This is a genomic window from Enterococcus columbae DSM 7374 = ATCC 51263 (assembly GCF_000406925.1).
GTDB classification, from domain to species: domain Bacteria; phylum Bacillota; class Bacilli; order Lactobacillales; family Enterococcaceae; genus Enterococcus_E; species Enterococcus_E columbae.
In genome coordinates, this window is the sequence record NZ_KE136348.1 from 601,866 (window position 1) to 624,508 (window position 22,643).

The 22,643-nt window shown below is 36.9% G+C and carries 21 protein-coding genes, 3 tRNA genes and 1 riboswitch; of the genes, 9 read left to right on the plus strand and 15 right to left on the minus strand.

Features of this window, described 5'->3' with window-relative positions; all coding sequences use genetic code 11:
• The first annotated feature begins 82 nt into the window (after positions 1-82).
• Genes RK02_RS07520 through RK02_RS07530 form a run of 3 tightly spaced genes read left to right on the plus strand, consistent with a single transcriptional unit; the run spans position 83 to position 2,686 of the window.
• A complete protein-coding gene (locus RK02_RS07520) occupies positions 83-1,564 on the plus strand; it encodes a DUF1538 domain-containing protein (protein ID WP_016183657.1) in 1,482 nt (493 codons plus the stop codon).
• Positions 1,564-2,223, plus strand: a complete 660-nt coding sequence (locus RK02_RS07525) for a P-II family nitrogen regulator (RefSeq protein ID WP_016183658.1) — start codon at positions 1,564-1,566, stop codon at positions 2,221-2,223. Before RK02_RS07520 ends, RK02_RS07525 begins: the two co-directional genes overlap by 1 nt.
• A 52-nt stretch (positions 2,224-2,275) precedes the next feature.
• Complete coding sequence (locus RK02_RS07530) at positions 2,276-2,686, plus strand: arsenate reductase ArsC (RefSeq protein WP_016183659.1); 411 nt, start codon at positions 2,276-2,278, stop codon at positions 2,684-2,686.
• Positions 2,687-2,838: 152 nt separating this feature from the next.
• Here RK02_RS07530 and RK02_RS07535 read toward each other — a convergent pair whose 3' ends face one another.
• The 9 genes from RK02_RS07535 to RK02_RS07575 all read right to left on the minus strand — a co-directional run bounded on the left by RK02_RS07535 (position 2,839) and on the right by RK02_RS07575 (position 11,841).
• Complete coding sequence (locus tag RK02_RS07535) at positions 2,839-3,660, minus strand: mannose/fructose/sorbose PTS transporter subunit IID (protein WP_016183660.1); 822 nt, start codon at positions 3,658-3,660, stop codon at positions 2,839-2,841.
• 12 nt (positions 3,661-3,672) lie between these two features.
• Complete coding sequence (locus RK02_RS07540; RefSeq protein WP_016183661.1) at positions 3,673-4,488, minus strand: PTS mannose/fructose/sorbose transporter subunit IIC; 816 nt, start codon at positions 4,486-4,488, stop codon at positions 3,673-3,675.
• Between the two features lie 15 nt (positions 4,489-4,503).
• Positions 4,504-4,992, minus strand: a complete 489-nt coding sequence (locus RK02_RS07545; RefSeq protein ID WP_016183662.1) for a PTS sugar transporter subunit IIB — start codon at positions 4,990-4,992, stop codon at positions 4,504-4,506.
• Entirely contained in the window at positions 4,989-5,426 is a 438-nt protein-coding gene (locus RK02_RS07550; protein WP_016183663.1) for a mannose/fructose/sorbose PTS transporter subunit IIA, read from the minus strand. The genes RK02_RS07545 and RK02_RS07550 overlap by 4 nt, the downstream gene beginning before the upstream one ends.
• Positions 5,427-5,610: 184 nt before the next feature.
• Entirely contained in the window at positions 5,611-8,391 is a 2,781-nt protein-coding gene (locus tag RK02_RS07555) for a sigma-54-dependent transcriptional regulator (protein WP_016183664.1), read from the minus strand.
• Positions 8,391-9,206, minus strand: coding sequence for a Cof-type HAD-IIB family hydrolase (locus tag RK02_RS07560; RefSeq protein WP_016183665.1), 816 nt, complete (start codon positions 9,204-9,206; stop codon positions 8,391-8,393). The genes RK02_RS07555 and RK02_RS07560 overlap by 1 nt, the downstream gene beginning before the upstream one ends.
• Positions 9,207-9,218: 12 nt before the next feature.
• On the minus strand, positions 9,219-9,965 hold the full coding sequence (locus RK02_RS07565; protein WP_016183666.1) for a DeoR/GlpR family DNA-binding transcription regulator: 747 nt from the start codon (positions 9,963-9,965) through the stop codon (positions 9,219-9,221).
• A gap of 66 nt (positions 9,966-10,031) precedes the next feature.
• Entirely contained in the window at positions 10,032-10,406 is a 375-nt protein-coding gene (locus tag RK02_RS07570; RefSeq protein ID WP_016183667.1) for a hypothetical protein, read from the minus strand.
• A 238-nt stretch (positions 10,407-10,644) separates the two neighbouring features.
• Positions 10,645-11,841, minus strand: a complete 1,197-nt coding sequence (locus RK02_RS07575; protein ID WP_016183668.1) for an MFS transporter — start codon at positions 11,839-11,841, stop codon at positions 10,645-10,647.
• A 232-nt stretch (positions 11,842-12,073) separates the two neighbouring features.
• Between RK02_RS07575 and RK02_RS07580 the strand changes: the two genes are divergently transcribed.
• From RK02_RS07580 to RK02_RS07590, 3 genes are read left to right on the plus strand one after another with little or no spacing between them, the layout of a single operon-like run.
• Positions 12,074-12,961 (plus strand): alpha/beta hydrolase, encoded by an 888-nt coding sequence (locus RK02_RS07580; protein ID WP_016183669.1) that lies wholly within the window; start codon positions 12,074-12,076, stop codon positions 12,959-12,961.
• Positions 12,962-12,970: 9 nt separating this feature from the next.
• Complete coding sequence (locus tag RK02_RS07585; protein ID WP_016183670.1) at positions 12,971-13,885, plus strand: ROK family protein; 915 nt, start codon at positions 12,971-12,973, stop codon at positions 13,883-13,885.
• A complete protein-coding gene (locus RK02_RS07590; RefSeq protein WP_016183671.1) occupies positions 13,882-14,742 on the plus strand; it encodes a helix-turn-helix transcriptional regulator in 861 nt (286 codons plus the stop codon). The genes RK02_RS07585 and RK02_RS07590 overlap by 4 nt, the downstream gene beginning before the upstream one ends.
• 41 nt (positions 14,743-14,783) lie before the next feature.
• Here RK02_RS07590 and metK read toward each other — a convergent pair whose 3' ends face one another.
• Complete coding sequence (gene metK, locus RK02_RS07595; protein ID WP_016183672.1) at positions 14,784-15,974, minus strand: methionine adenosyltransferase; 1,191 nt, start codon at positions 15,972-15,974, stop codon at positions 14,784-14,786.
• Positions 15,972-16,054, minus strand: a riboswitch (SMK box riboswitch). (Overlaps the previous gene by 3 nt.)
• 151 nt (positions 16,055-16,205) lie before the next feature.
• Here metK and RK02_RS07600 point away from each other — a divergent pair.
• Complete coding sequence (locus tag RK02_RS07600) at positions 16,206-17,357, plus strand: glycerate kinase family protein (RefSeq protein WP_016183673.1); 1,152 nt, start codon at positions 16,206-16,208, stop codon at positions 17,355-17,357.
• Between the two features lie 144 nt (positions 17,358-17,501).
• Here the strand turns inward: RK02_RS07600 and RK02_RS07605 are convergent, their stop codons facing one another.
• Complete coding sequence (locus tag RK02_RS07605) at positions 17,502-19,010, minus strand: flavocytochrome c (RefSeq protein WP_016183674.1); 1,509 nt, start codon at positions 19,008-19,010, stop codon at positions 17,502-17,504.
• Positions 19,011-19,282: 272 nt separating this feature from the next.
• Between RK02_RS07605 and RK02_RS07610 the strand changes: the two genes are divergently transcribed.
• Both RK02_RS07610 and RK02_RS07615 read left to right on the plus strand, forming a co-directional pair.
• Positions 19,283-20,845 carry a Spo0B domain-containing protein gene (locus RK02_RS07610; RefSeq protein WP_016183675.1) on the plus strand — a complete coding sequence of 521 codons (1,563 nt, stop codon included), beginning with the start codon at positions 19,283-19,285 and terminating at the stop codon, positions 20,843-20,845.
• Complete coding sequence (locus tag RK02_RS07615) at positions 20,823-21,530, plus strand: response regulator (RefSeq protein WP_016183676.1); 708 nt, start codon at positions 20,823-20,825, stop codon at positions 21,528-21,530. Before RK02_RS07610 ends, RK02_RS07615 begins: the two co-directional genes overlap by 23 nt.
• A gap of 63 nt (positions 21,531-21,593) precedes the next feature.
• On the opposite strand, the gene RK02_RS07620 is transcribed toward RK02_RS07615, so the two are convergent.
• The 4 genes from RK02_RS07620 to RK02_RS07635 form a co-directional block, all read right to left on the minus strand.
• Complete coding sequence (locus RK02_RS07620; RefSeq protein ID WP_016183677.1) at positions 21,594-21,854, minus strand: hypothetical protein; 261 nt, start codon at positions 21,852-21,854, stop codon at positions 21,594-21,596.
• Between the two features lie 499 nt (positions 21,855-22,353).
• A tRNA-Glu gene (locus tag RK02_RS07625) sits at positions 22,354-22,425 on the minus strand.
• Positions 22,426-22,434: 9 nt separating this feature from the next.
• Positions 22,435-22,522: transfer RNA gene (locus RK02_RS07630), tRNA-Ser, on the minus strand.
• 28 nt (positions 22,523-22,550) lie between these two features.
• Positions 22,551-22,624, minus strand: a tRNA-Ile gene (locus RK02_RS07635).
• Positions 22,625-22,643 lie beyond the last annotated feature (19 nt).

Here is a 22,643-nt window from a genome sequence, read left to right on the forward strand (position 1 = left end):
AAATAAAGTTAGAGCGTTATCTTTGCAGTCATTTCGCTCACATGATATGCTTAATATAACTAAACAAAAAGGAGGAACCTATTTGCCAGTTATTAAAGACAAAGCAAAAGAAGTTTTCTTTTCGGTACTTCCTGTTACCTTATTAGTTCTACTTTTGCATTTTACCTTATCACCTGTACCTAGTAATATGCTAGGCCGCTTCATAATCGGTGAGCTATTAGTCATCGTTGGACTGACCATTTTCTTAATCGGCGTGGATTTAGCAATTACGCCACTGGGTGATTTAACAGGGAGCTTTTTAGCCAAAACCAATAAGCTCTGGTTGGTCTTGTTAGGAGGCGTAATTGTTGGCTTTTTCATTTGTGCGGCTGAGCCTGATTTGATTGTTTTAGCCAATCAGATTGAACAAGTCACTCAGCAAGCCTTAAAAAGCTTCTCCCTATTGATGAGCGTTTCTTTGGGGCTAGCTATCATGTTAGCAGTTGGTTTTTTACGTATTTTTTACAATTTTCCCTTATTTAAGTTATTATTAGTCATCTATGGTTTCATTTTTATTGGCAGTTTATTTACCAATCCAGCCTTTCTAGCAATTTCTTTTGATGCATCCGGTTCGACAACTGGTGTACTCGCTGTTCCCTTTATCTTAGCTTTATCTGTGGGGATTTCTAAATTAAAAAAGGATAGTAAAGCCTCTGAAAAAGATAGTTTTGGTTTAGTAGCCATTGCTTCTTCTGGGGCAATCATGGCAGTCATGCTATTGAATATACTCACTCCTATCAATGAAATCCAGGCTCCTGTTAGTGAAGCTAGTCATAGTCAATCGGCCCTTTTCTTACCCTTTATCCATTTAATTAAGCATAGTGTTACAGATGGTTTTATCTCTGTTTTACCTTTATTTGTAATTTTAATTGTATTACAAGCAGTTGCTTTTCATTTGAAAAAACGTGAATTTAGAAGGCTGTTAATCGGCTTTATCTATGTTTTCATCGGGCTTTCTATTTTCTTATTAGGAGTCAACGGAGGTCTAATGGAAATTGGTGGAGTGATTGGGCGCAGTCTGGCGAAACTACCTAATCCAAACATGATCTTGATGATTGGGTTTATTTTAGGCGTAGTGACTATTCTATCAGAGCCGGCTGTTTATGTTTTAACTGATCAAATTGAAGAGGTTACCAGTGGCTATATTCAAAGAAAAGCGGTCTTATTTTCACTAGCTATCGGTGTAGGCATTGCCGTTGCCCTTTCTGTTTTGCGTGTATTGATTCAGCCAATTCAGCTCTGGCACTATTTATTGCCTGGCTATCTGATTGCCTTAGGATTGATGTTTGTCACGCCAAAATTATTTATTGGTATTGCTTTTGATGCTGGTGGCGTAGCAACTGGTCCAATGACGGCTACCTTTATTCTCGCCTTTATTCAAGGAGCGGCTGATCAAATTGAAACAGCCAACGTGATTATTGATGGGTTTGGTATGATTGCACTGGTTGCATTGATGCCAATTATTATGTTAGAGTTATTGGGTGTCTTATTTAAAATTAAAGCCCAGCGAAAGGAGCGTCCTTGATGCCAAGCAATCTTTTAAATTTACAGCAAATCTATGTAATTATAAGCAAAGGCTATGGTAGTAAAGTCTTAAAAAAAGCAAAAGCTTGTGGAATGCGTGGTGGGACGATTTTTTTAGCCCACGGAACAATTGACCACCCCTTATTCAATCTATTGGCCTTAAATGATCAACGTAAAGAAATTGTGATGATGACCGGTGAGCAAAGCATCTGTGAACACACCCTAGCTGTTTTAAATCAAACCTTTCACTTTGATAAACCTAACCATGGGATTGCTTTTTCCTTACCTGTTTGTAAAATCGTTGGTGTGAGTTGTTATAACAATCAATCAATTCAAGAAGAAAGTGAGCTGAATGCGATGTATCAATCAATCTTGACCATTGTCAATCGTGGAAATGCCGAAGATGTGATTGAAGCTGCCAATAAAGCTGGCGCTAAAGGAGGAACAATTATCCACGCAAGAGGGGCCGGCATACACGAAACCTCTAAATTATTTGCTATGGATATCGAACCAGAAAAAGAAGTCGTCTTAATCCTAGCAAAAAAAGACCAAGCCTCCGTTATTATTGAAGCCATTCGTGAAGATTTAGCCATCGATCAACCAGGTAATGGTATCATCTTGGTTCAAGATGTCGCTCAAACCTATGGAATATATGAATAAATCAAATCGGACAAGTAGCCATTAAAAATGCTGATTTTTAAGGAGTGAAATGATGACCAAACCTAAAGTTGCTTTTATCTGTGTCCATAATTCCTGTCGTTCACAGATTGCTGAAGCGTTAGCCAAAAAACTAGCTAGTGATGCTTTCGATAGTTATTCGGCTGGTACGCAGATTAAACCACAAATTAATCCCGATGCCGTTAGATTGATGCAACAACACTACCAAATCGATATGGAAAAACAACAATACTCCAAACTACTTGCTGAAATTCCTGAAGTAGATATCGTAATCACCATGGGTTGCAATGTAGATTGTCCTTATCTGCCTTGTAAATATCGTGAAGATTGGGGACTAATGGATCCTAGCAATCACAGTGATGAAATATTTTTACAGGTCATGAAAGACATCGAAACCAAAGTCTTAAATCTAAAAGAACGCATAATTAGTGGAAAATTGTATTGATCACTATCAGATAAATCATAAACCATAAAAAAACGAATGCCTGTGAAATACCAAAGTTGCTTTAAAACAACTACACGACAAGCATTCGTTTTTTACTATATTATGATAATTACTGAATCCTCTTCAATCAATCTATCTACCATATTTATTCATTATCCCAAGAAACCAAACGCCTTCCCTGCAATACCTAGGATAAAAATAAATAGGATAATCAATAATGGATTCACATTTTTCTTCAATAGCCAAGCGACAAACAAGGTCAAAATCAACGCTAACATTCCAGGCATGATACTATCTAAAACATTTTGAACGGTTTGTGTGACTACTTTACCATCAGCATTTTTTATGCGGGTAGCAACAATTGGAATATTAATCGTTGTCCACTTATTCACCAAGGCACCCATAACGAATAATCCAACCACAGATGCACCTTCTGTAAGTTTTTTCACTCGATTACCAGCCATTTCCTTGATGATTTCATTTCCTTTTTCGTAACCTAATGTTAGTCCAAAGTATTTGGTTAATAAGCGAATAATATTAATTGAAATAAAGAATAGCAATGGTCCACCAACATTACCATTTATCGCTAAGGATGCCCCTAGCGCAGCTAATACTGGGCGAACTGTTCCCCAAAAGATCGGATCCCCTACCCCAGCTAATGGACCCATTAAACCGATTTTCATGGCAGAAATAGAAGTTCCCGGCATATCCCCTTCATTGACGCGTTTTTCTTCCATCGCACCAACAACCCCAAAAATAGGTGCTGTCAACCATGGATGCGTATTGAACCATTCTAGATGTCGTTGTAAAGCCTCATTACGTTCTTTGCCTGGCGCATATAGACGTTTTAAAGCTGGAATCATAACAAAGCAAAATCCCATACTTTGTACACGTTCAAAGTTAAATGAGCCTAATAGTAAATTTGAACGTAAAAACATACTGTGAATATCTTTTTTGGTTAATTTTTTCTCCATTTCAAGTCCTCCTTACGCATCTAGATCATCATCTAAATCATCATCAACCGGGGTTGCACTATTCGCACTAACAGCTGCCGAAACCGGTGTAAGCTTTTCTAGAACATTATATTTCAATTGAACATATAATAATGCTAGACATAAGCCTAAGCCACCGAAACCAACTAAATTGAAGTTTGTAAAGGCTGCGAACAAGAATCCCATATAGAAGAATGGTTTTAAATATGGCACATCCATCATATTAATAACCATCGCGTAACCGACAACAACGATAATCCCTCCACCAATCTGCAAACCACCGGTAATCACTTCTGGAATACCATTTAAGAACTTACTTACAGCTTCTGCACTAATCATTGAAATAATAAATGTTGGAATCATAACTCGTAACGCTTGCAATGATAGCGCCGTTAAATGCATAATTTCAATTCCTCTAAAATTACCTTTAGCTGCGTAATTATCTGCACGATGAATGAAAAATACGGTGATTGTTCGCACAAAAATCGTTAAGGCTTGACCTGCTGCGGCAAGGGGAATAGCAATGGCAATTCCTTTACCGATACTTTGGTGCGCGGTTGTTACTAAAATCGTAGAAATAACGGAAGCAATCGCGGTATCAGGCGCCATCGCAAGCCCTACATTCATCCAGCCTAAAGCCATCATTTCTAATGTTCCACCCAAAATCACTCCGGTCGTTAGATTTCCCAAAACAAGCCCTACTAGTGTACATGCAACCAATGGACGCTGCGTCTGCGCTTCATCCAAAACACTTCCCATCCCGGTAATTCCGGCAACCACTAGTAACAAAATAATTTGAATTACACTCACATTAATCCGCTCCTTTTATCCTAAATGATTTTGCAATTCTTTATAAAAGTCTACACTTGTATCTCCTGGTAATTGTCGAAGTTCTAATTTTACTCCTAGATCGTGTAATTGTTTAAAGGCTTCAATATGACTTTCTGATACACTTACCGCTTTGGTAATTTGTGTACGATCCTTTTCAAAACGCATGCCTCCTACATTTACCTCAGTCAATGGCACCCCCTTTTGGACTAATTCTAAGATGTCTTCTGGTCTTTCAAATAATAACATCGCCGTTTCATCAGTATATCGTGGCGAATGAAAAGCCCGAACCATTTTGTCTACACCTACTGCACTTGCCTTTACATTTGCAGGTGCTACCGATAATATCAATGTTTTACGCATTTCATCATTAGCCACTGCATCGGAAACAACAATAATTCGATTGATTGGTTTTAATTTCACCCACTTTGTTAATACTTGTCCATGAATAAAACGATCATCAATTCTAGCTAATTCAATTTTCATAATAAATCTTCCTCCTCATCATCTGTTTTAGCACTTTTGGCTAATACTGAACGAAAATTCTTGTGACTATCTACTGCAACTTGTTTTAACTTTTCAATAAGCTGAATTAAATTGAGCTGTTCCTTTGCTGCAGCAGCTTCAAGTAAAATTGGTAAATTTACGCCGGTCAATATATCCACTCGTTCATTCTGATAAGCTATTTGCGAAGCGGCATTATAAGGCGTTCCTGCAAATACATCAACTAAAATTAACACTTCCTTAGTTGGTTCAATTTGCTCAATGGTTTGTTGGAATTTTTCCTGCATTTGAGGTAATCCTTCACCTTTAAAAAATGGAATTGCTCGTACATCAGCATCTTTGCCAAAAATCATTTCGAAGGCATCTAACAAGCCCAATGAAAATTGTCCATGTCCACTAATGATAATAGAAACCATCTAGTACACTCCTTTTCAATTAGTTTGTTTTTACACTCTTTTATAAGCAAAAAGCATGCCAAAATTTGTTTTTCCTAAAATAGCAATACTTAAAGTAAAAAAAGAAAGCATTTCGTCAACCAAACGAAACACTTTCTATGAAAAGCAACTAAATTAAAACACTTTAGTAAAACAATCAAAACAGTTACTCTTGTATAATCGCCTCAGCGATATACAGTTTTTCATCTTCGGACAAAAATAAATCTAATTTTGCTTCAATTTTTTGAATGGTCTGCTTAACCACCGTCATCACTTTGGTTGTTTCAGTATCTGCTACGTCATCATAGGTTAACGGATTTTTTTTGATTACTCGTTCAAAAGCAAAACCCGTATGAATAATAATTCTAATTAAACGTGTATTGGAAAAACGTTGATTCATTTGCAACTGTAAATCTTTCGTCCATTCCAAAAGCAAATCTGTAATGTGAACGGGATTTAAATAGACTAAATACATGGAAAAGGTATCTTTACATAAATCTTTAACCACCATCGGAGTGGAATTTTTTAGTGTTGCTTTCTTTTTCCCACCCAAAATTTGTCGAATCACATTTTCTCCTTTACCATCAACTAGACTAGTTAATTCAATAAATGGTGCATTAATCTGTGGATTTTTCGTTCCAACACTAGCGATAATCTGATAGCTGGTTTTTAATTTTTCCACTTCCTGTGCTATTTTTAACGCAGATACAGGAATAATCTCGATGGTTTCTTCTGTTAATTGTTGGACCAAATCAAGTAGCATACGCTCTAACTTAATAGCCGTTCCCTTACCGGTAGTACAAATAACCAAAATTGCTTTTGGCTTAGTGCCTGATGCGTAGGTATTTTGTAAGCGTAAGGAATCAATAAAATCCTTTTTTACTGAATGATAAATAGCCGATAAATCTAAGTCCATATAATTTACTTTCCTAATGACATCTAGTACCATGCTGGTCGTTACATTAGAAATCGTCCGAATTTTAACATTACTTGCCTCTGATAATCTTTGTTCCATTAATGCTAATGACCCCATATCAACAAGCAGTAAAACGCCTTTACCAAAATCTAGCTCTTTGATATGATGAACCATTTTTTCAAACATTTCCTCTGGCGAAACCGTTAAAGGCATATCCAAAGCTAAAATAGGAGCAGATCCCAATAGTTCAACCCCAACTTGAACCATTGAAGTCGCTGTTTGATTGCCATGTGCAACAACTAAAATTCCTACCTTATCCTTTTGATTTAACGTTTCTAAAGAGACTAATAACATTGTCAAATAAATGACTTCCATTTCTGGAAAATGAATTTGCAAATAGTCTTCAATATACCGACGACATTCTAAGGCTGCTTGATATTCTGCATGGTGCTCATTTTTCATTTGATGAATATCGACATCTAAAATCTCCCTCACCTTTTTTCCACGCTTTACAAACGAATCCAAATGCATCCCCACATAATATACAAAACGCCGATCAAATGAATAATTTAAGGACTTCTCAACTAGATTTTTTAAATCAAGGGTAAGCTGCGAGATTTTCGGATCGATAAATTTTAATAGCTGATAATTAATCGTCTGTTGATTGACGACACTACGAATATGTAGATGTAAGTCTGTAAGAATATATTGATAGATTTCCTCTTCAGAAATCCCTTCTTTTTCCAAAATCTCAACTTTATCCTCAATCAATTCATAAATATTAAAATCTCGAGTTTCACTTACTTCCGGCTGAGGACTTTCATATTCGGGCGAAATCACGGTAGTCACTTCTAAATAATTAAGTAATTCTTGTGGTGTTTTTTGCGTTCTTCGCATTGCCAACCACTGGGTACGAATTTCTTCTGGTAATTCCTTCATCGTTATTTTCATTTCAGACTCTTGATGTAAGTAATTTAAAAATGCTTGCGCACAAATTAGTTGTACTTGGGTTTTTAATTGACCAACATTTCCATAAGATACAGTCTGAACTAAAGCTTGAATGACATCCATATCTATAGAAAATTTACGTTGAATTCTTTTGGCCTCTATATGAAATAAAAATTTTGTTAATTCTACTCGTTCCTTTAAAGAGCGCTGTTGCAAGGCAGGAATCTCGATAGTCATAGGAATACGTCTTAAAAAGGTATCTAATAATGAGGAATTGGGATCCTCAGTCGTCGCACAAATGATTAACACCTTCGCTTGCCGAGCAAAACCATTTTCTCCCAAGCGATTAAACTTACCATGATCAATTAAATAAAACAGCATTTCTTGACCTTCTGGCGTTAATCGATGAATTTCATCCAGCAAGAGAATCCCGCCATTGGCTTGTTCAACTAAGCCTGGATAGTCCTCATCCGCACCGGTAAAAGCGCCTTTTTTATAGCCAAACAATTGAGATAAAAGTAGTTGCGGATTGTGATAATAATCCGCACAATTGAAGCTTTTAAAGGGAGCATCCTCAGCTAATAATTCTTCATAAATCGCATACTGATAGATTTTATTAGCAAAAAAGGTTTTCCCTGAACCAGTTGGACCCAATAAGAGCATGTGTAACCCATTTGGCGGATAGTATATAGCCGCTTTGGCTTGCGTAATCGCTTTTTTCAAGCTTTCATTAGCGCCAATAATATTCTCAAAAGGATTCCTTGATTGATTCGTCGCTTTTCCAGATAGCTCATTGGCTATTTCTGAAAGCTGATTGACCGTATACGCTTCTAACAACAGTTTCCTTCCTAAATTTTTTTCTAAACTAGCTATAGGAAGATATTTCACAGGATAGCTTTTAATTTTTAATAACTCACGATTTCTAACTAACTCATTTAAATCAGCACTCACATTGGCTCGGCTAAGACCTAAATCATCGGCAATCTCTTTAGCTGAAGAACCTTGTAGGCTAAATATTTCTTCTTTATTCCTTACATTCCAATAGTCAATTAACCATTGATAAATTCTTTCCATTCTTTTCATTAACTTTCCTCAGTTCCCATCTTAGCTAAAAGCTTTCTCATAGCTAACGCAAAACCAGCGTTACGATTTGATTCGGTTACCCAATCAGCTTTTTGCTGAACGGCTAGTGGACTATTTTTCATAGCAACGCCAATTCCTGCATAGCAAATCATTTCCAAATCATTGTAATTATCACCAATCGCTAAACAGCGCTGTTGAGGGATAGCTAAATAATTGGCTAAAAATTTTAAAGCAGCTAATTTAGAAACCTGATTGTCGACACATTCTAAATAAGTAGCCTTTGAACGAGTAAAATCCATGGCCCCAGCAAATTCTTGATTACAAAATACTTCTAAAGCTTGAATTTCCTCTTCTTCCCCCATAAACAATAATTTATGAATGATAAAGTTTTCCGCATGGAGTTGATGATAGTCTAATAATTGAGACTTAGTAGCCGTAATTGCTTCTTCTTGTTGCACCCAAGTATCTTTTTCAAATACAAACCAATCTTGATAGCTATAAATATTCACACTAATTTTTGGAAAACGTGCTCTCACTAACTCGATTAGCTCTATACCTAGGTTCGTTAAAATATTTTTAGAAAATAAAATGTGCCCATCTTGAATAATTAATGCCCCGTTATAAGCGACAAGTGGCGTATTTAAGGCTAATTGCTGATAAATTCCTTGCATAGCCTGTACAGGTCGAGCAGAGGCTAAAATCACACCGATATCTTGTTGCGATAAATCATTAACCACTTGAATGGTCGAATCATCCAATGCATGCTGTTCATTCAAAAGCGTACCATCTACATCAGAAAACACTAAAAATTTCATGCTTTTCACTTCCTAAATCAAAATTTCCGTCTTCGGATTAAATAATTTCCTTTGCTCTTTAGTCGGCTGACAATCCGTTAAAAAGATATCTATCTGATCATAGCTAACGCCTAAATGAGTAGATTGCTTTTTAAATTTTTGGTTTTCAGCCACCAATATCACCTTGCGTGCTTGCGTAACAATTTGTCTTTTTAAACGTGCATTATTCTCTTCCTTATTCAATGCACCTAATGCATCTAGACTAGCTGTGCCAATAAAGGCATAATCAAAGTGTAGAGTAGCTAGCTGGTTTAGCTGTGCTTCGGAATAAAAATACCTATTTTCAAAATCAAAGCTGCCCCCTAGCATATGCAGTGAAATTTTGGGATTTTGTGCTAAAACAAAAGCATTATCTAAAGAATGAGTATAGATGCTGCATGTTTTATCCAAAGACTTACAAGCCAAACAAATCGTTGTCGAGACATCGAAATAACATGTAGCCTGCTCAGGAATTAGGGTGTTAATTCTTCTAGCCATTTGTTCTTTCTCTTTAGTTAACAATTGACTACGGCTAAAATAACTTAGAACCTGACTGGTCTCGTTAGTCAGCATAATGCCCCCATGCGTCCGTACAACACCGGGAAATTTTAAAACTGCTAATATATCTCTTCTAGCTGTATCTTGCGAAATATTAAACGTCTCCATAATTTCTTGTTTAGATAAGGTTTGCTTTTGGCCCAACAAATGATAAATTTTTTGAATGCGTTCTTCTTGATACATAGTTTCTCCTTTTAAGCACTTATAATTTACAATTAAGCATTTATAAGCACTTTACCCTAAAAAAAATTAAGCTATTTGCTCAAGTAATTTATTTAGATTTTTACGATGCCAGCTGACTGGAGACATTTTAGATACTTGAAAATTTAGAGGAATTTGTTGATTTTTTTCTTTAATTATAGCTTTAATTTGATAATTTAAGCCTTTAGATTGATAAGAGATGGACTGAATTGAAGTTCTTGGAATAATCAAAGCGTCAGAAAAAAAGCCTAATTGTTGGTGATATTTTGCTGCTGCAAAGTACTGATCATCTAGATAAATACAACTCATCGTTGGCTTTAATCGAACCATATTTACAGATATTAGTGTGTTTCCTTCCGTAAATGTATAATCTATTTTTTGCTGTGATAGATATTCACAAAAAGCGTTTTCATTAACGAACATTATAAAAACCTCCTTGAATCCGTTTTTATTATCATACCACTCATTCTCAAAAGTTGAAAGAGCAAATGTAAAAGAATAGGTGAACTTGATTCAAAAAACATAGCTATTCAATCCTACTTAATAAAAAAATCATTTTTATACAACAAAAGTCGAAAAAATTTAAATAAATTTCTTCGACTTTTTATTTAAAAATATAACTATAGAGTAATCGTTAAAAATCAACTAATCTAACTAAAAGCTATGATTTACGTACACCAGCTAGACGGTGAACGTTAATATAATGAAACAAAGCATAGATACTAATCACACCAAAAGCGACCGTCGATACTAACATAGTCATACGTGGCGTATTTTGACCAAAAATTGCTGTTAACCAATTAAGTAGATACGGTGAGATAAAACATCCAATATTCACCATCACTAAAACAAGAGTTGTAGCTAAATTCATCGCTTTCTCTGGTGCGGCCCAAGCTAACCAATTATACATATAAGGCACTCCTAAGCCAAAACCAAAACCAATAATCACCATTGCTATAAAAACCATCACTAGATGTACGGCACTAAATAGAACGAAAAAGCCAATTGCTACTAAACCAAAGCCGATTGGAAAAATTTTGTCATGTAGCTTTTTAAAGAAATAACCAAAGCTAGCGCCTAAAGGAATGCCTAAGAGTGAAGAAATACCTGCTAAAAATGCCGCTTGTGGCAAGGTCCCCAATCCTTCTTGGGTGATTAAGACGGGTAATTTATAAGCCATTGGCATGTAAAAGGTAAAAATAATAAACATCAAGGCCGCAATCAAAATAACCTTCGCATTAAGCCTCGTAGCACTAGCATGCCCCTTGCTGATCGAATGCTTAATCTGTGTTGCAGAATCATTAGGTATAAATACATAAAATAAGATAAAAGCAGGAATGACTAATAGGTAAATAGCAAACGCAGCATGCCAACTGATTGTTACTAGGTAGCCAACAAGAAAAGAGGAAATCGCTGCCCCAATTGCCCCCATCACATTTTGAAAGCCTAACATTGTTGCCAATTGTTCTTCACTGTCTTTATAAAATTTTGGAAGCAAGCTTACTGCCAAAGAATTAAATAAGCCAATACCTACGCCTAATAAAAAACGAGAAAATAAGATAGGGAGATAACTCGTCAGATAAAGAGGCGCAGTTCCGGCTAGCAAAGTAACCATTAACCCTACCAATACCGTATGCTTTTGTTTTATTAGACGAATCAATATAGGACTGATTACTAATCCAGCAATAATTCCAAAATTAGGGATAGTAGATAACATTTCCACACTTGACTGATTCACTCCAGGAAAAGCCTGATACATCAATGGTAAAGCAGAAGATATTTGTGGAGCCATCATTAAAAAAAGAGAAATTGATAAAAGCGAAATTTTAAAAATAAGGCGATTTTCTATTGGTTTCATAATTCTAAACCCTCCATTTTCTTTGATGGTTACAGTATAGATATCAAAGAAAACGGATACAACGTTTTTGATTATCCATTTTCTGGCGTTGATTGACATTTTTTAAATTTTAAAGAATGTACCGAATGTCAATTACCGCCTTTTTCTTATCAACGAACGACTAGCTATCTCGTGAAATATTGGCTATAATCGCAAATGTAAAACGTTTTCTTTTTTGTGAGGAGGAATTACAATGTCAATAAATGTCTTAAAAGAAATTGAAATTATGCGAGCTGAATGTAAACAAAATGATGATTTAAGGGATGTGGGCTTACCCTCAGAAATCCCTGAAGTCACTCGGATTAACGATTTAGCTTATGGTCCAGATGAAAAATGGCATCTACTCGATTTGTATTTGCCAAAAAATTGTACGGGAAAAATTCCAACGATTATCCATATTCACGGTGGGGGATGGATCTACGGTACTAAAGAAACTTATCAATTTTATGGTCTGTCATTAGCCAAAGAAGGCTTTGCTTTTGTTAATTTTAATTATCACTTAGGTCCAGATGTCCAATTTCCGGGTATTTTAGACGATGTAGATTTGCTCATGCATTGGGTAGCTCAGCATGGTGAAGACTATCAACTAGATTTGGATAATGTCTTTTTAGCTGGCGATAGTGCTGGAGGACAAATGGCGGAACAATACCTAGCTATCTTAACTAACGAAGCATATCGTCAAGCATTTGGCTATCAATTACCTAAGCTAACCATTCGAGCAGCTGCCTTAAATTGTGGAGCTTACTTTATCCATTTACCTGGAATCATTAATGGGGCAGTCAAGGGCTATTTTACCGATCAAGCCATACAAAAATATCAAGATTTATTAGCGGTTGAAGACTATTTAACCCCTAATCTACCTCCTTTATATATTATGAGCGCCAATCAGGATTTTTTATATGCGCAAGCACTTCGCTTAGATGGCTATCTATTAGCCAAAAAAATCCCTCATGAATTACACATCTATGGTACGCCGGAACAGCCTCGCCAGCATGTATTTCATTGTAATATCAAAGATGAAATTGCTAGACAATGTAATATGGATGAATTGGCCTTTTTTAGAAAACATTTAGCGCAATAGGTGAAAGCTATGAAAACATTTTTAGCTATAGATATTGGCGGAACTTATATCAAAAGCGCCCTGATTGATGAAAACGCGCATATCTCAGATAATAAACGTCTACCCACTGCCCAAAGCTTAGAGGCCTTTCAAAAACAAATTTTGTCATTGGTCTCTCCTATGGCAGGTAGTATTGCTGGTGTTGCTTTTAGTGTACCAGGTAAGGTCGATATTCATACATGTACCATTTATCATGGAGGTGCTTTAGCCTTTTTACATCAATTATCTCTACGAACATTAATTAAGCAAGCATTTCCGCATTTAGAGGTGTTAGCCGAAAATGATGGAAAAGCAGCCGCTCTAGGTGAATTGGGTTATGGTAATTTACAAAACACCACTAACAGTGCGGTAATCACATTAGGAACAGGTGTTGGGGGTGGATTAATCTTAAATGGTGAAATCTATCGTGGTAGTCATTTTTTAGCAGGTGAGTTAAGCTCCATTTATGGTTTGGAAAGCAATAACGAAATTAAAGTTTATGGTTCGCTAGGCTCGGCAGTCCAAATGATTCAGCTAATCGGCACTAGCTTAAACCTAAAAAATCCAAACGATGGACAAGCTGTATTTCATGCAATTACGCAAAAAAATCCTATCGCTACGAAAATTTTTAAAAATTATTGTCGCCAAATTGCTCAGCTCATCCTCAGCATTCAAGCCGTTTTAGATTTGACTCATTATGCGATTGGTGGAGGGATTAGCACTCAAACTATTTTGATTGAAGAAATCAATCGTCAATACGATGCATTGTTGGATAAAATCCAATATAATGGACATAAGATTGTTAAAGACACCTTGCACCGACCAACTATTTTAAAAGCCAAGCTTGGCAATCAGGCCAATTTATATGGTGCAGTCTATCCATTCATTAAGAGGAAAAATAAATGACGAATTATAATCACGAAATTGTCCAGCCAATTGATTCTTTACCCATATGGTATGCTTTATTTAATGAAAATAAGACAAATGCTACCCCTAGTATCATCCTGCCACATTGGCATCGCGGTATCGAGCTAAGCTATACCTATTCAGGAAAAATCGATGAATTTGTCATTAACAAACAAATTTTTCATACACAAGCAGAAAGGCTACTGTTGATTAACTCCTGCGAAATTCACAGTATCAAAACAACCACTAATGGTTCTGCTCTTTCTATTATTTTTCCTTATAGTTATGTGAAAAGTTTTTTTCCAGAAATTGACGGCTTTAATTTTGAATTAAACGATCCTAATTGCTTTACTCCAGAGCAACAGATAAGTTATCGAAAAATACAAAATGATTGCCGAGAGTTTTACAATATCGCTTACGAAAAAGCCAATTACTATCATTTTGATTTATCTATCCTATTCTTAAAAATCTTAAAGCAGCTAGTAAAGAATTTTCGTGTTGTCAAACAGCACGCTTCACCCAAATCGGTCTTGATTACTGCTAGATTACAACAAATAACGGATTATTTAGAAGCGCATTTTCGTGAATCCTTCTCATTAGATGACTTAGCTAATCATATGCATCTATCAAAGGAATATCTCTCACGTTTTTTCAGACAGCATATGCAGATGACTATTGGTGACTATTTACGAAATATCCGTGCGCAAGCGGCTTATAACGAAATCATCCACAGCTCAGAAACACTAACAAACATCGCCTTAATGAGTGGATTTAGTGGTTTACGCTCAATGAATCGAGCATTGGAAAATAGCTATTTCGCCAATGCTACACAAATTAGAAAAAAAATCTCTAGGTAAGAAAAACTTGCCTAGAGATTTTTTATATGAAACATAAAAATTTATTTACCTACACTAGCTAACAAAGCTTCAACCTTATCTGTACGTTCCCAAGGTAAATCAACATCGGTACGACCAAAATGACCGTAAGCCGCTGTTTGACGATAAATTGGGCGACGTAAATCTAGCATTTCGATAATTCCTGCCGGGCGTAAATCGAAGTTTTCGCGAACTGCAGCAATTAATTTTTCATTTGAAACCACACCTGTACCAAATGTATTGATAGAGATAGAAACTGGTTGGGCGACCCCAATTGCATAAGCCAATTGAACTTCAGCTTTTTTCGCTAATTTAGCAGCAACAATATTTTTAGCGATATAACGTGCTGCATAGCTTGCTGAACGGTCTACTTTTGTTGCATCCTTACCAGAGAAAGCTCCTCCACCATGGCGAGCATAACCACCATAAGTATCTACAATAATTTTACGACCTGTTAAACCAGCATCCCCTTGAGGACCACCGATAACAAAACGACCAGTCGGATTGATATAATATTTGGTTTGCTCATCAAGTAATTCAGCTGGAATCACTTCTTTAATCACTTTTTCAATGACATCCTGATGAATGGTTGTATTATCGACTGCTTCATCGTGTTGGGTACTAATCACCACTGTATCCACACGTAACGGTTGTTCATTTTCATCGTATTCAACCGTCACTTGCGATTTAGCATCTGGACGTAAATATTCTAATTCACCAGACTTACGTAACTCAGCTAGACGACGAACTAAACGGTGACTTAGTGCAATTGGTAATGGCATTAATTCCGGTGTTTCGTCTACGGCAAAACCAAACATTAACCCTTGGTCCCCTGCACCGGTTTCATCCTTGTCATCTTTTTTCGTTTCACGCGCTTCTAAAGCGGTATTTACGCCTTGTGCAATATCAGGTGATTGTTCATCAATTGCAACTAATACGGCAACAGTATCCCCATCAAAGCCGAACTTCGCACGCGTATAGCCAATTTCATTGATGGTCTTACGTACGACTTTTTGAATGTCAACATAAGCATTAGTTGAAATCTCACCAAATACCAATACTAACCCAGTCGTTACTGAGGTTTCGCAGGCTACACGTGCCATTGGATCCTTTTCTAAAATTGCATCTAAGATCGCATCGCTAATTTGGTCAGCAACCTTATCTGGATGTCCTTCAGATACTGATTCTGAAGTAAATAAATGTCTTTCTACCATGGTTTTTATTCCCCCTAAAAAATATTCGGTTACAAGGCATCTTCGCAAAAGGCGAATCCTTTCGGGAACTTGCAACAGTTTGATTATAGCAGATTTAGCCAAAAAACATAGTATTTTTAATCATAAATTAACCATTTCGTGATAGATGCTTTGAATCACTCATTTTAGCAAACAAATAAACTTGCAGTATGCTATACTAAACACAGCAATTACACTAAAGAAGGTGGCAGTATGCGTGTATTAGCAGCAATTGATTCATTTAAAGGTTGTGCTTCATCATTTGAACTCAATCAAGCAGCATTAGCGGGCTTTTCAGCAGCTTGGGAAAAAATCAATGTACCGATTAGTGATGGTGGTGAAGGCGCTTTAGAGGCAATCCAACAGGCGCTAGGTGGGCAGAAAGTAACCGTTAAAGCAGTCGATCCATTATATCGAGCAATCGAAGCCCCCATTTTAATCACCACCATACAGCAAAAAAAGACCGCCTTTATTGTGTCGGCTGATTTTGTTGGGCTTACGCAAAGCATTATTGATGACACCCATATTCAACAAAGCAGTAGCTATGGGCTTGGTTTAGCAATCAAAGCGGCAATGGCACAGCAAGTCGAAACGATTTATCTTACTTTAGGGGGAACTGGCACCTCTGATGGTGGATTAGGTCTTTTGGCTAGCTTGTTACCGGACTTCATTCCAGCATTTACAAAAAAGACTAACCCTCTATTGACGGATTTAAGCAAACTAGCTTGGTCAAAACTAAAAAGGCACCCACTCAATCAAATACAATTAATTGGCTTAACTGATGTGACGAATCCTTATAGTGGTGAAGATGGCTTTGCCCCTGTCTTTGCCGCGCAAAAAGGTGCTAATCCATCCACAATTCAGCAGATGTCCTTACAAGCAGCTAGCTTTCATCACCTCGCAACCCAAGAGCTTGGTCTGGATTTAAATGAGCTAGCTGGGACTGGGGCAGCAGGTGGCTTAGGTGGCGCTTGTGTTTTATTAGGTGGCACGCTACAAAACGGATTGCAAACCATTAGCCAGTTGATTCAGCTAGAAGCAAAAATCCAGCAAGCTGATTTGGTTTTAACTGGTGAAGGCTCTTTAGATGCGCAAAGTAATTTTGGGAAAGTTCCTTATGGCGTAGCTAATATTGCCCAAAAGCATCAGGTACCTGTTATCGCCCTAGCTGGTAAAAAAGCGTTAGCCTTGGGACAATTAGAACAGCTCCTGACGGCTGCCTTTTGTATTCATAACGAGCCTTTGAGTCTAACACAGGCGATGGACAAACAACGTACATTGGCTAACCTTACCAATATTTGCCAAAATATCGAGCAGCTTTATTTAGCCTTCCATGAGAAAAATGCCTCAAAATTTAGTAGCTAGATGGAGTAAATCGTCAACTTTTTTAATACTTGAAGATGGACTCAACTCGCTTTTTGGTCTAAACAAGTGGACGAGTCAACTTAAAAAAGGCTACCCAAGCGAATGCTTGTGGTAGCCTCTTTGCAATGAAAATGAAATATATGATTATTGTGCGCTCACAAACTTAGCAGCTTGTTGACCTGCTTGACGACCAAAAATGACAATATCTGCTACTGAGTTACCGCCAATTCGATTATCTCCATGCAAGCCACCGACTAACTCGCCAGCTACATATAATCCCTTAATTGGTTGATTATTTTTGTCTAACACTTCTGTATTGGTGTTAATTTTCACCCCACCCATTGAATAGTGAATACCAGGAGCGATTTGAATCGCATAATAATTCGCTGTATCTAATGGATGATCCATGGCTGTGGTACGATTAAAGGCAGTATCTTGTTTGTTCGCTACAGCTTCGTTCCAAGATGTCACTGCTTGCTCAAGATTTGCTTGATTGACTTTGATAGTTTTAGCTAATTCAGCTACCGTCTTTCCTTCCTTCACATAGCCTTGTTTTGCGTAAAATTCAATCGCTGTTGCACGACTTCTTACCCCTTGATCAAAGATAAGATATGCTCGTTTTTTCGGTAAAGCGTTGATTGCAGCTGAAACTTTGTCACGCGTATCCATTTCATTGACAAAACGGTTACCTTCATCATCGACTAAAATCGCACCTTCTCCACGTACAGCCTCACCAATCAAAATCCCTTTTTCTTGGTTAACCGTTGGGTGGATTTGGACTTTATCCATATCGATAATTTGACCACCAAGCTTTTCAACTAAAGCAATCCCATCACCAGTTGTTCCTTTTGAGTTGGTTGTTACATACCCTTTTAAGTCTGGACGATATTTAGCAATTAATTTTTTACTTGCCCCATAGCCACCAGTTGTCACAATCACAGCTTTGCCTTTAATTGATTTCGCTTTTTCCCCTTGGATTTGAACCTTGACCTCGTTGACTACGCCATCATTGGCTTTAATATCCTTGACATCAGCATTAACAAAAATAGGAATTTTCCGTTCAGCGACATTACGTAATAAGCCTTGGACTAAATAGCCACCGATTGCTGAACCATCGGATGGTCGGTGCGTACGTTTGACGCTCATCCCACCAGTAATGGTTAAGTTATCCAATTTAATTCCATTTTGATCTAGCCAGTCAACAGCTTGTGCTGAATGATCAACAAAGTAACGAAGTAATTCTTTATCATTCGTTCCTTTGCCACCTTTTAAGGTCTCTTCATAAAAGGCATCATTACTATCGTTGATTCCTTGTGCTTTTTGGAATTTTGTTCCTGAAGCATTCATCCCACTAGAGGATTTAGACGTGTTTCCTCCAGCAACTGGCATTTTTTCAAAGATCACTGGATTTAATCCTGCATCCTTGGCTTCAATTGCGGCGGTCATCCCGGCACCACCAGCCCCTACAATAATGACATCATAGTTATTCTTTAAGCTTTTTGGATCAGCATAGCCACTCTTAGACGCACCTGAAGCGACCTCAGTTGATTTAGTCGTTTCTTGTGTTGATTTACTGGCTTTATTTCCTGAAGAACAAGCCGCAAACAAAAGTGTGGTACAAGCTAACAACCCCATTGAGACCCATTTTTTCATCTTTTTTTCCCCCATTGATTGCTTATTTTTTCACAAAAAAGGCGAAGGCCCTTCTTTCACTTTATAGTTTAACGAACGCAACCAATCGGCGACTAGTTTTTTTAATTAATTTAAGTAAAATTAGTTAAATATTTAACAAACTTTAATCAATCTACTGCTCTTTTGCCACTAAACATCGGTGAATTTCTCCAACTAAACCTGCCAGTTTGGGAATTTTTAAGGCTTTCTTGGCTATGCTATAATGAGAGTAAAGAAAAAAAGCGAGGAAAGAAATGAAAAAAGGCATTCGTTTATTGGGATTATTGGTATCGGCATTTGGGATTACTTTATTGATTACCAGTCTATGTTTTTATCTATTATTTACCCGGCAAGTCGAACAACAAGTACAAAACCAACAGCAAAACTTACTATTTAAAATCGGCCATCAAATTGCGGATGACAAATCCATTCAACAAGCACTAGTCAAAGCCCAACCTTCACCACTTTTACAAAAAAGGATGCAAAGGCTCACCAAAGAATTTTCTTTGGATTTCATTGTTATCATGGATATGCAAGCTACCCGCTTCACTCACCCTAATCCTAAAAAGATTGGACAACACTTTGAAGGAGGAGACGAAAAAAAAGCCTTAAACGGTCACAAAAGCACTTCAATTAGTACAGGCTCACTAGGTAAATCGTTACGCGTATTTATTCCTATTTATGCGCACGATAATCAAGCGAAGCAGGTCGGTGTGGTTGCTTTAGGCATCAAGCTAGCTACATTGGGGAGTATCATCCAACGAACCATCCAGCAATACAGCTTTAGCCTAGGGATTAGTTTATTGATTGGCTGTAGTGTAGCCGTATTATTAGCCTATTCCATCAAACGTCAGCTACATCACTTAGAGCCTAGAGAAATTGCTCGCCTGCTCGAAGAAAGAAATGCCATGCTTAATGAAACAAAAGAGATTGTTGTGGTTACTGATTTACAGCAAAATATCCTACTAGCCAACTTCAAGGCTCAAGAACTCTATCAACAAATACACGATACAGAGCAAACGATCCTTCAACAACCATTAGCTAGCCTTATTCTTCACAGCGAACAAATTCGACTCGATCAAAGGCAAGAGCAATTTTATCAACAAAATGGCCAAGATTACTTTCTTTCAAGTGCACCCATTCATGTCAAAAATAAGCAGGTCGGTTATATTATATTTATGAAAAATGCTACGGAAACGCTATTTTTAGCTAACCAGTTAGCCAACACCAACTCCTATGCTTCAGCGTTACAAAGCCAAACACATGAATTTATGAATAAGCTCCATGTCATCTATGGACTCGCTGATCTACAAGCCTACGATGCATTAAAAAAATATTTGGATGATATCTTGCAACCGGATAAAGAACTCACACAACGCCTAGCCTTATTAGTACCACAGCCTATACTAGCTGGTTTTTTACTGGGCGAACGCGAAAGATTCCAAGAACGAAAAATTCAATTCAAGTTAGAAATTATCCCGGAAATCCCATCGTCCTTGCCTAAAGTAAAATTAGAGCAGTTAATGGTAATTTATCGCTATATCAATCAATTTATCATCCAGCAGCACTTAACTGATGATTTACTTATGCGTTTTTTATACCAAGATGCTATCCTAGAAACCGAATATCTATTGATGACTGATACATCTACTAAAATTTCCAGTTTATCTACCTATCTGGAACAAGACTTTTTTAGTGAATGGCTAACGCAGAGTAATAGTCAGATTAAGCTCGTGCAAACACAAGATGACTATTTAAAGTTAAGCATTCAAACGACACTAAAGGAGGTTGACCATGAAGCAAGTACTGATTGTTGAAGATGATCCCATGGTGCAATTTATTCATCAAAGCTATGTAGAAAAATTACAGCTTACCTTTGAATGTAGTTGCTGTGATAGTATTGCACAGGCCAAAGAATTGTTGATTCAAAAAACATTTTCGCTCATTCTTTTAGATATTCAGCTAATTGATGGCAATGGAATTGAGCTTTTAAAGTGGGTTAGACAACAGATGATTGACTGCGATATTATTTTAATCACCGCAGCCAATGAAATGTTTCTTGCCAAACAAGCCTTGAATTATGGAGTTATTGATTATTTAATCAAACCCTTTAGCTATGAACGCTTCAAACAAGCAATCGATAAATATCTTACGAAGCAGCAAGTATTCCAACAACAACAAGTTGACCAAGCAAAAATAGATCAACTTTTACAGGTAGAACAAGTAAATGAAGAACCTACGCTAGCTTTAGAAAAAGGTTTAACAAAAACCACCTTAGCGACCATTATCCAGCAAATACTTTTATGCCAAGATGGATTTACCATTCAAGATTTAGTTGAAGCAACACAACTATCCCATGTTTCGATTCGTAAATATATTCTTTTTTTAGAGCAGCAACATTTATTAAAATCAGAAATGGTTTATCTAAAAATCGGCAGACCTTATTTAAAATACACGTTAATCGAACCAAACCATCCGCTAATCCAAAATATCTTTAAATAAAATAATACACAACTTGTATCTAGACGCTCTTTTTGATACAAGCTGTGTATTTTATATTATTCGCTATTCTTGGCTAAAGGTTTCAAAAAACTTAGCCACTTTTTCTAATTCTTTATCATCATACTTTTCATATTTGCCAATTTCATGCAAAATATGCTTGATTTGATGAATGGCCTTTTTCTCAGCATACCATTTTTTCATCGTGTGCTTTTTGTCCTTGTCTTCATTTAACGCATCTAATTTTGCTAGATCATCATCCAATTTTTGCACAGCCGCCGCGATTTTATCAACAATTTTGGTTTCTTTTTCTGCAATAGTAGCCATTAATAAGTCCTCCTAATAATTATTTACAATTGGAGTATATAACCACTAACCCTTTTTGTGAAATAATTACCTGTAATTATAATCATAAAAAATACTAGTTCCTTTCTATAAGCAAAGAGCCCCTATCATCGGAAAAAGTTTATCGAATCAATCCTTCAATTAAAATACTTGATGCTAAATTGTTTTTATTATTAATAATGTCAGGAGAAATGCGTAGTTTGGAAAGAAATATTTACTGTTTCTATGAAGAAAAATAGTAAGACAGCGGGAACCCTTCAAATTGCCAACAACACTAGCTGACAAAGAGCCATATTATGTAATGAAGACATTATGTTTCACTCCTTAATGGTTTTGGTCGACTTAATTATAGAGGAAACAGATGTCTTATTCTATTATTTCAAATAAAAAAGATATTTAGTATTATCCTCAATTTGAGTAACAACACTAAATATCATAGAACCAAAAAAAGCAATCCTATAAATAATAGGATTGCTTACAATGATCCGTACGGGATTCGAACCCGTGTTACCGCCGTGAAAGGGCGGTGTCTTAACCACTTGACCAACGGACCAAAATGCTACGGAGAAGGAGGGATTTGAACCCTCGCGCCAGTTTCCCGACCTACACCCTTAGCAGGGGCGCCTCTTCAGCCACTTGAGTACTTCCCCATCACCAATTATGTAATTGGAATGATAATGGGCCTAAATGGACTCGAACCATCGACCTCACGCTTATCAGGCGTGCGCTCTAACCAGCTGAGCTATAGGCCCATAATAAAACTAAAAGCGG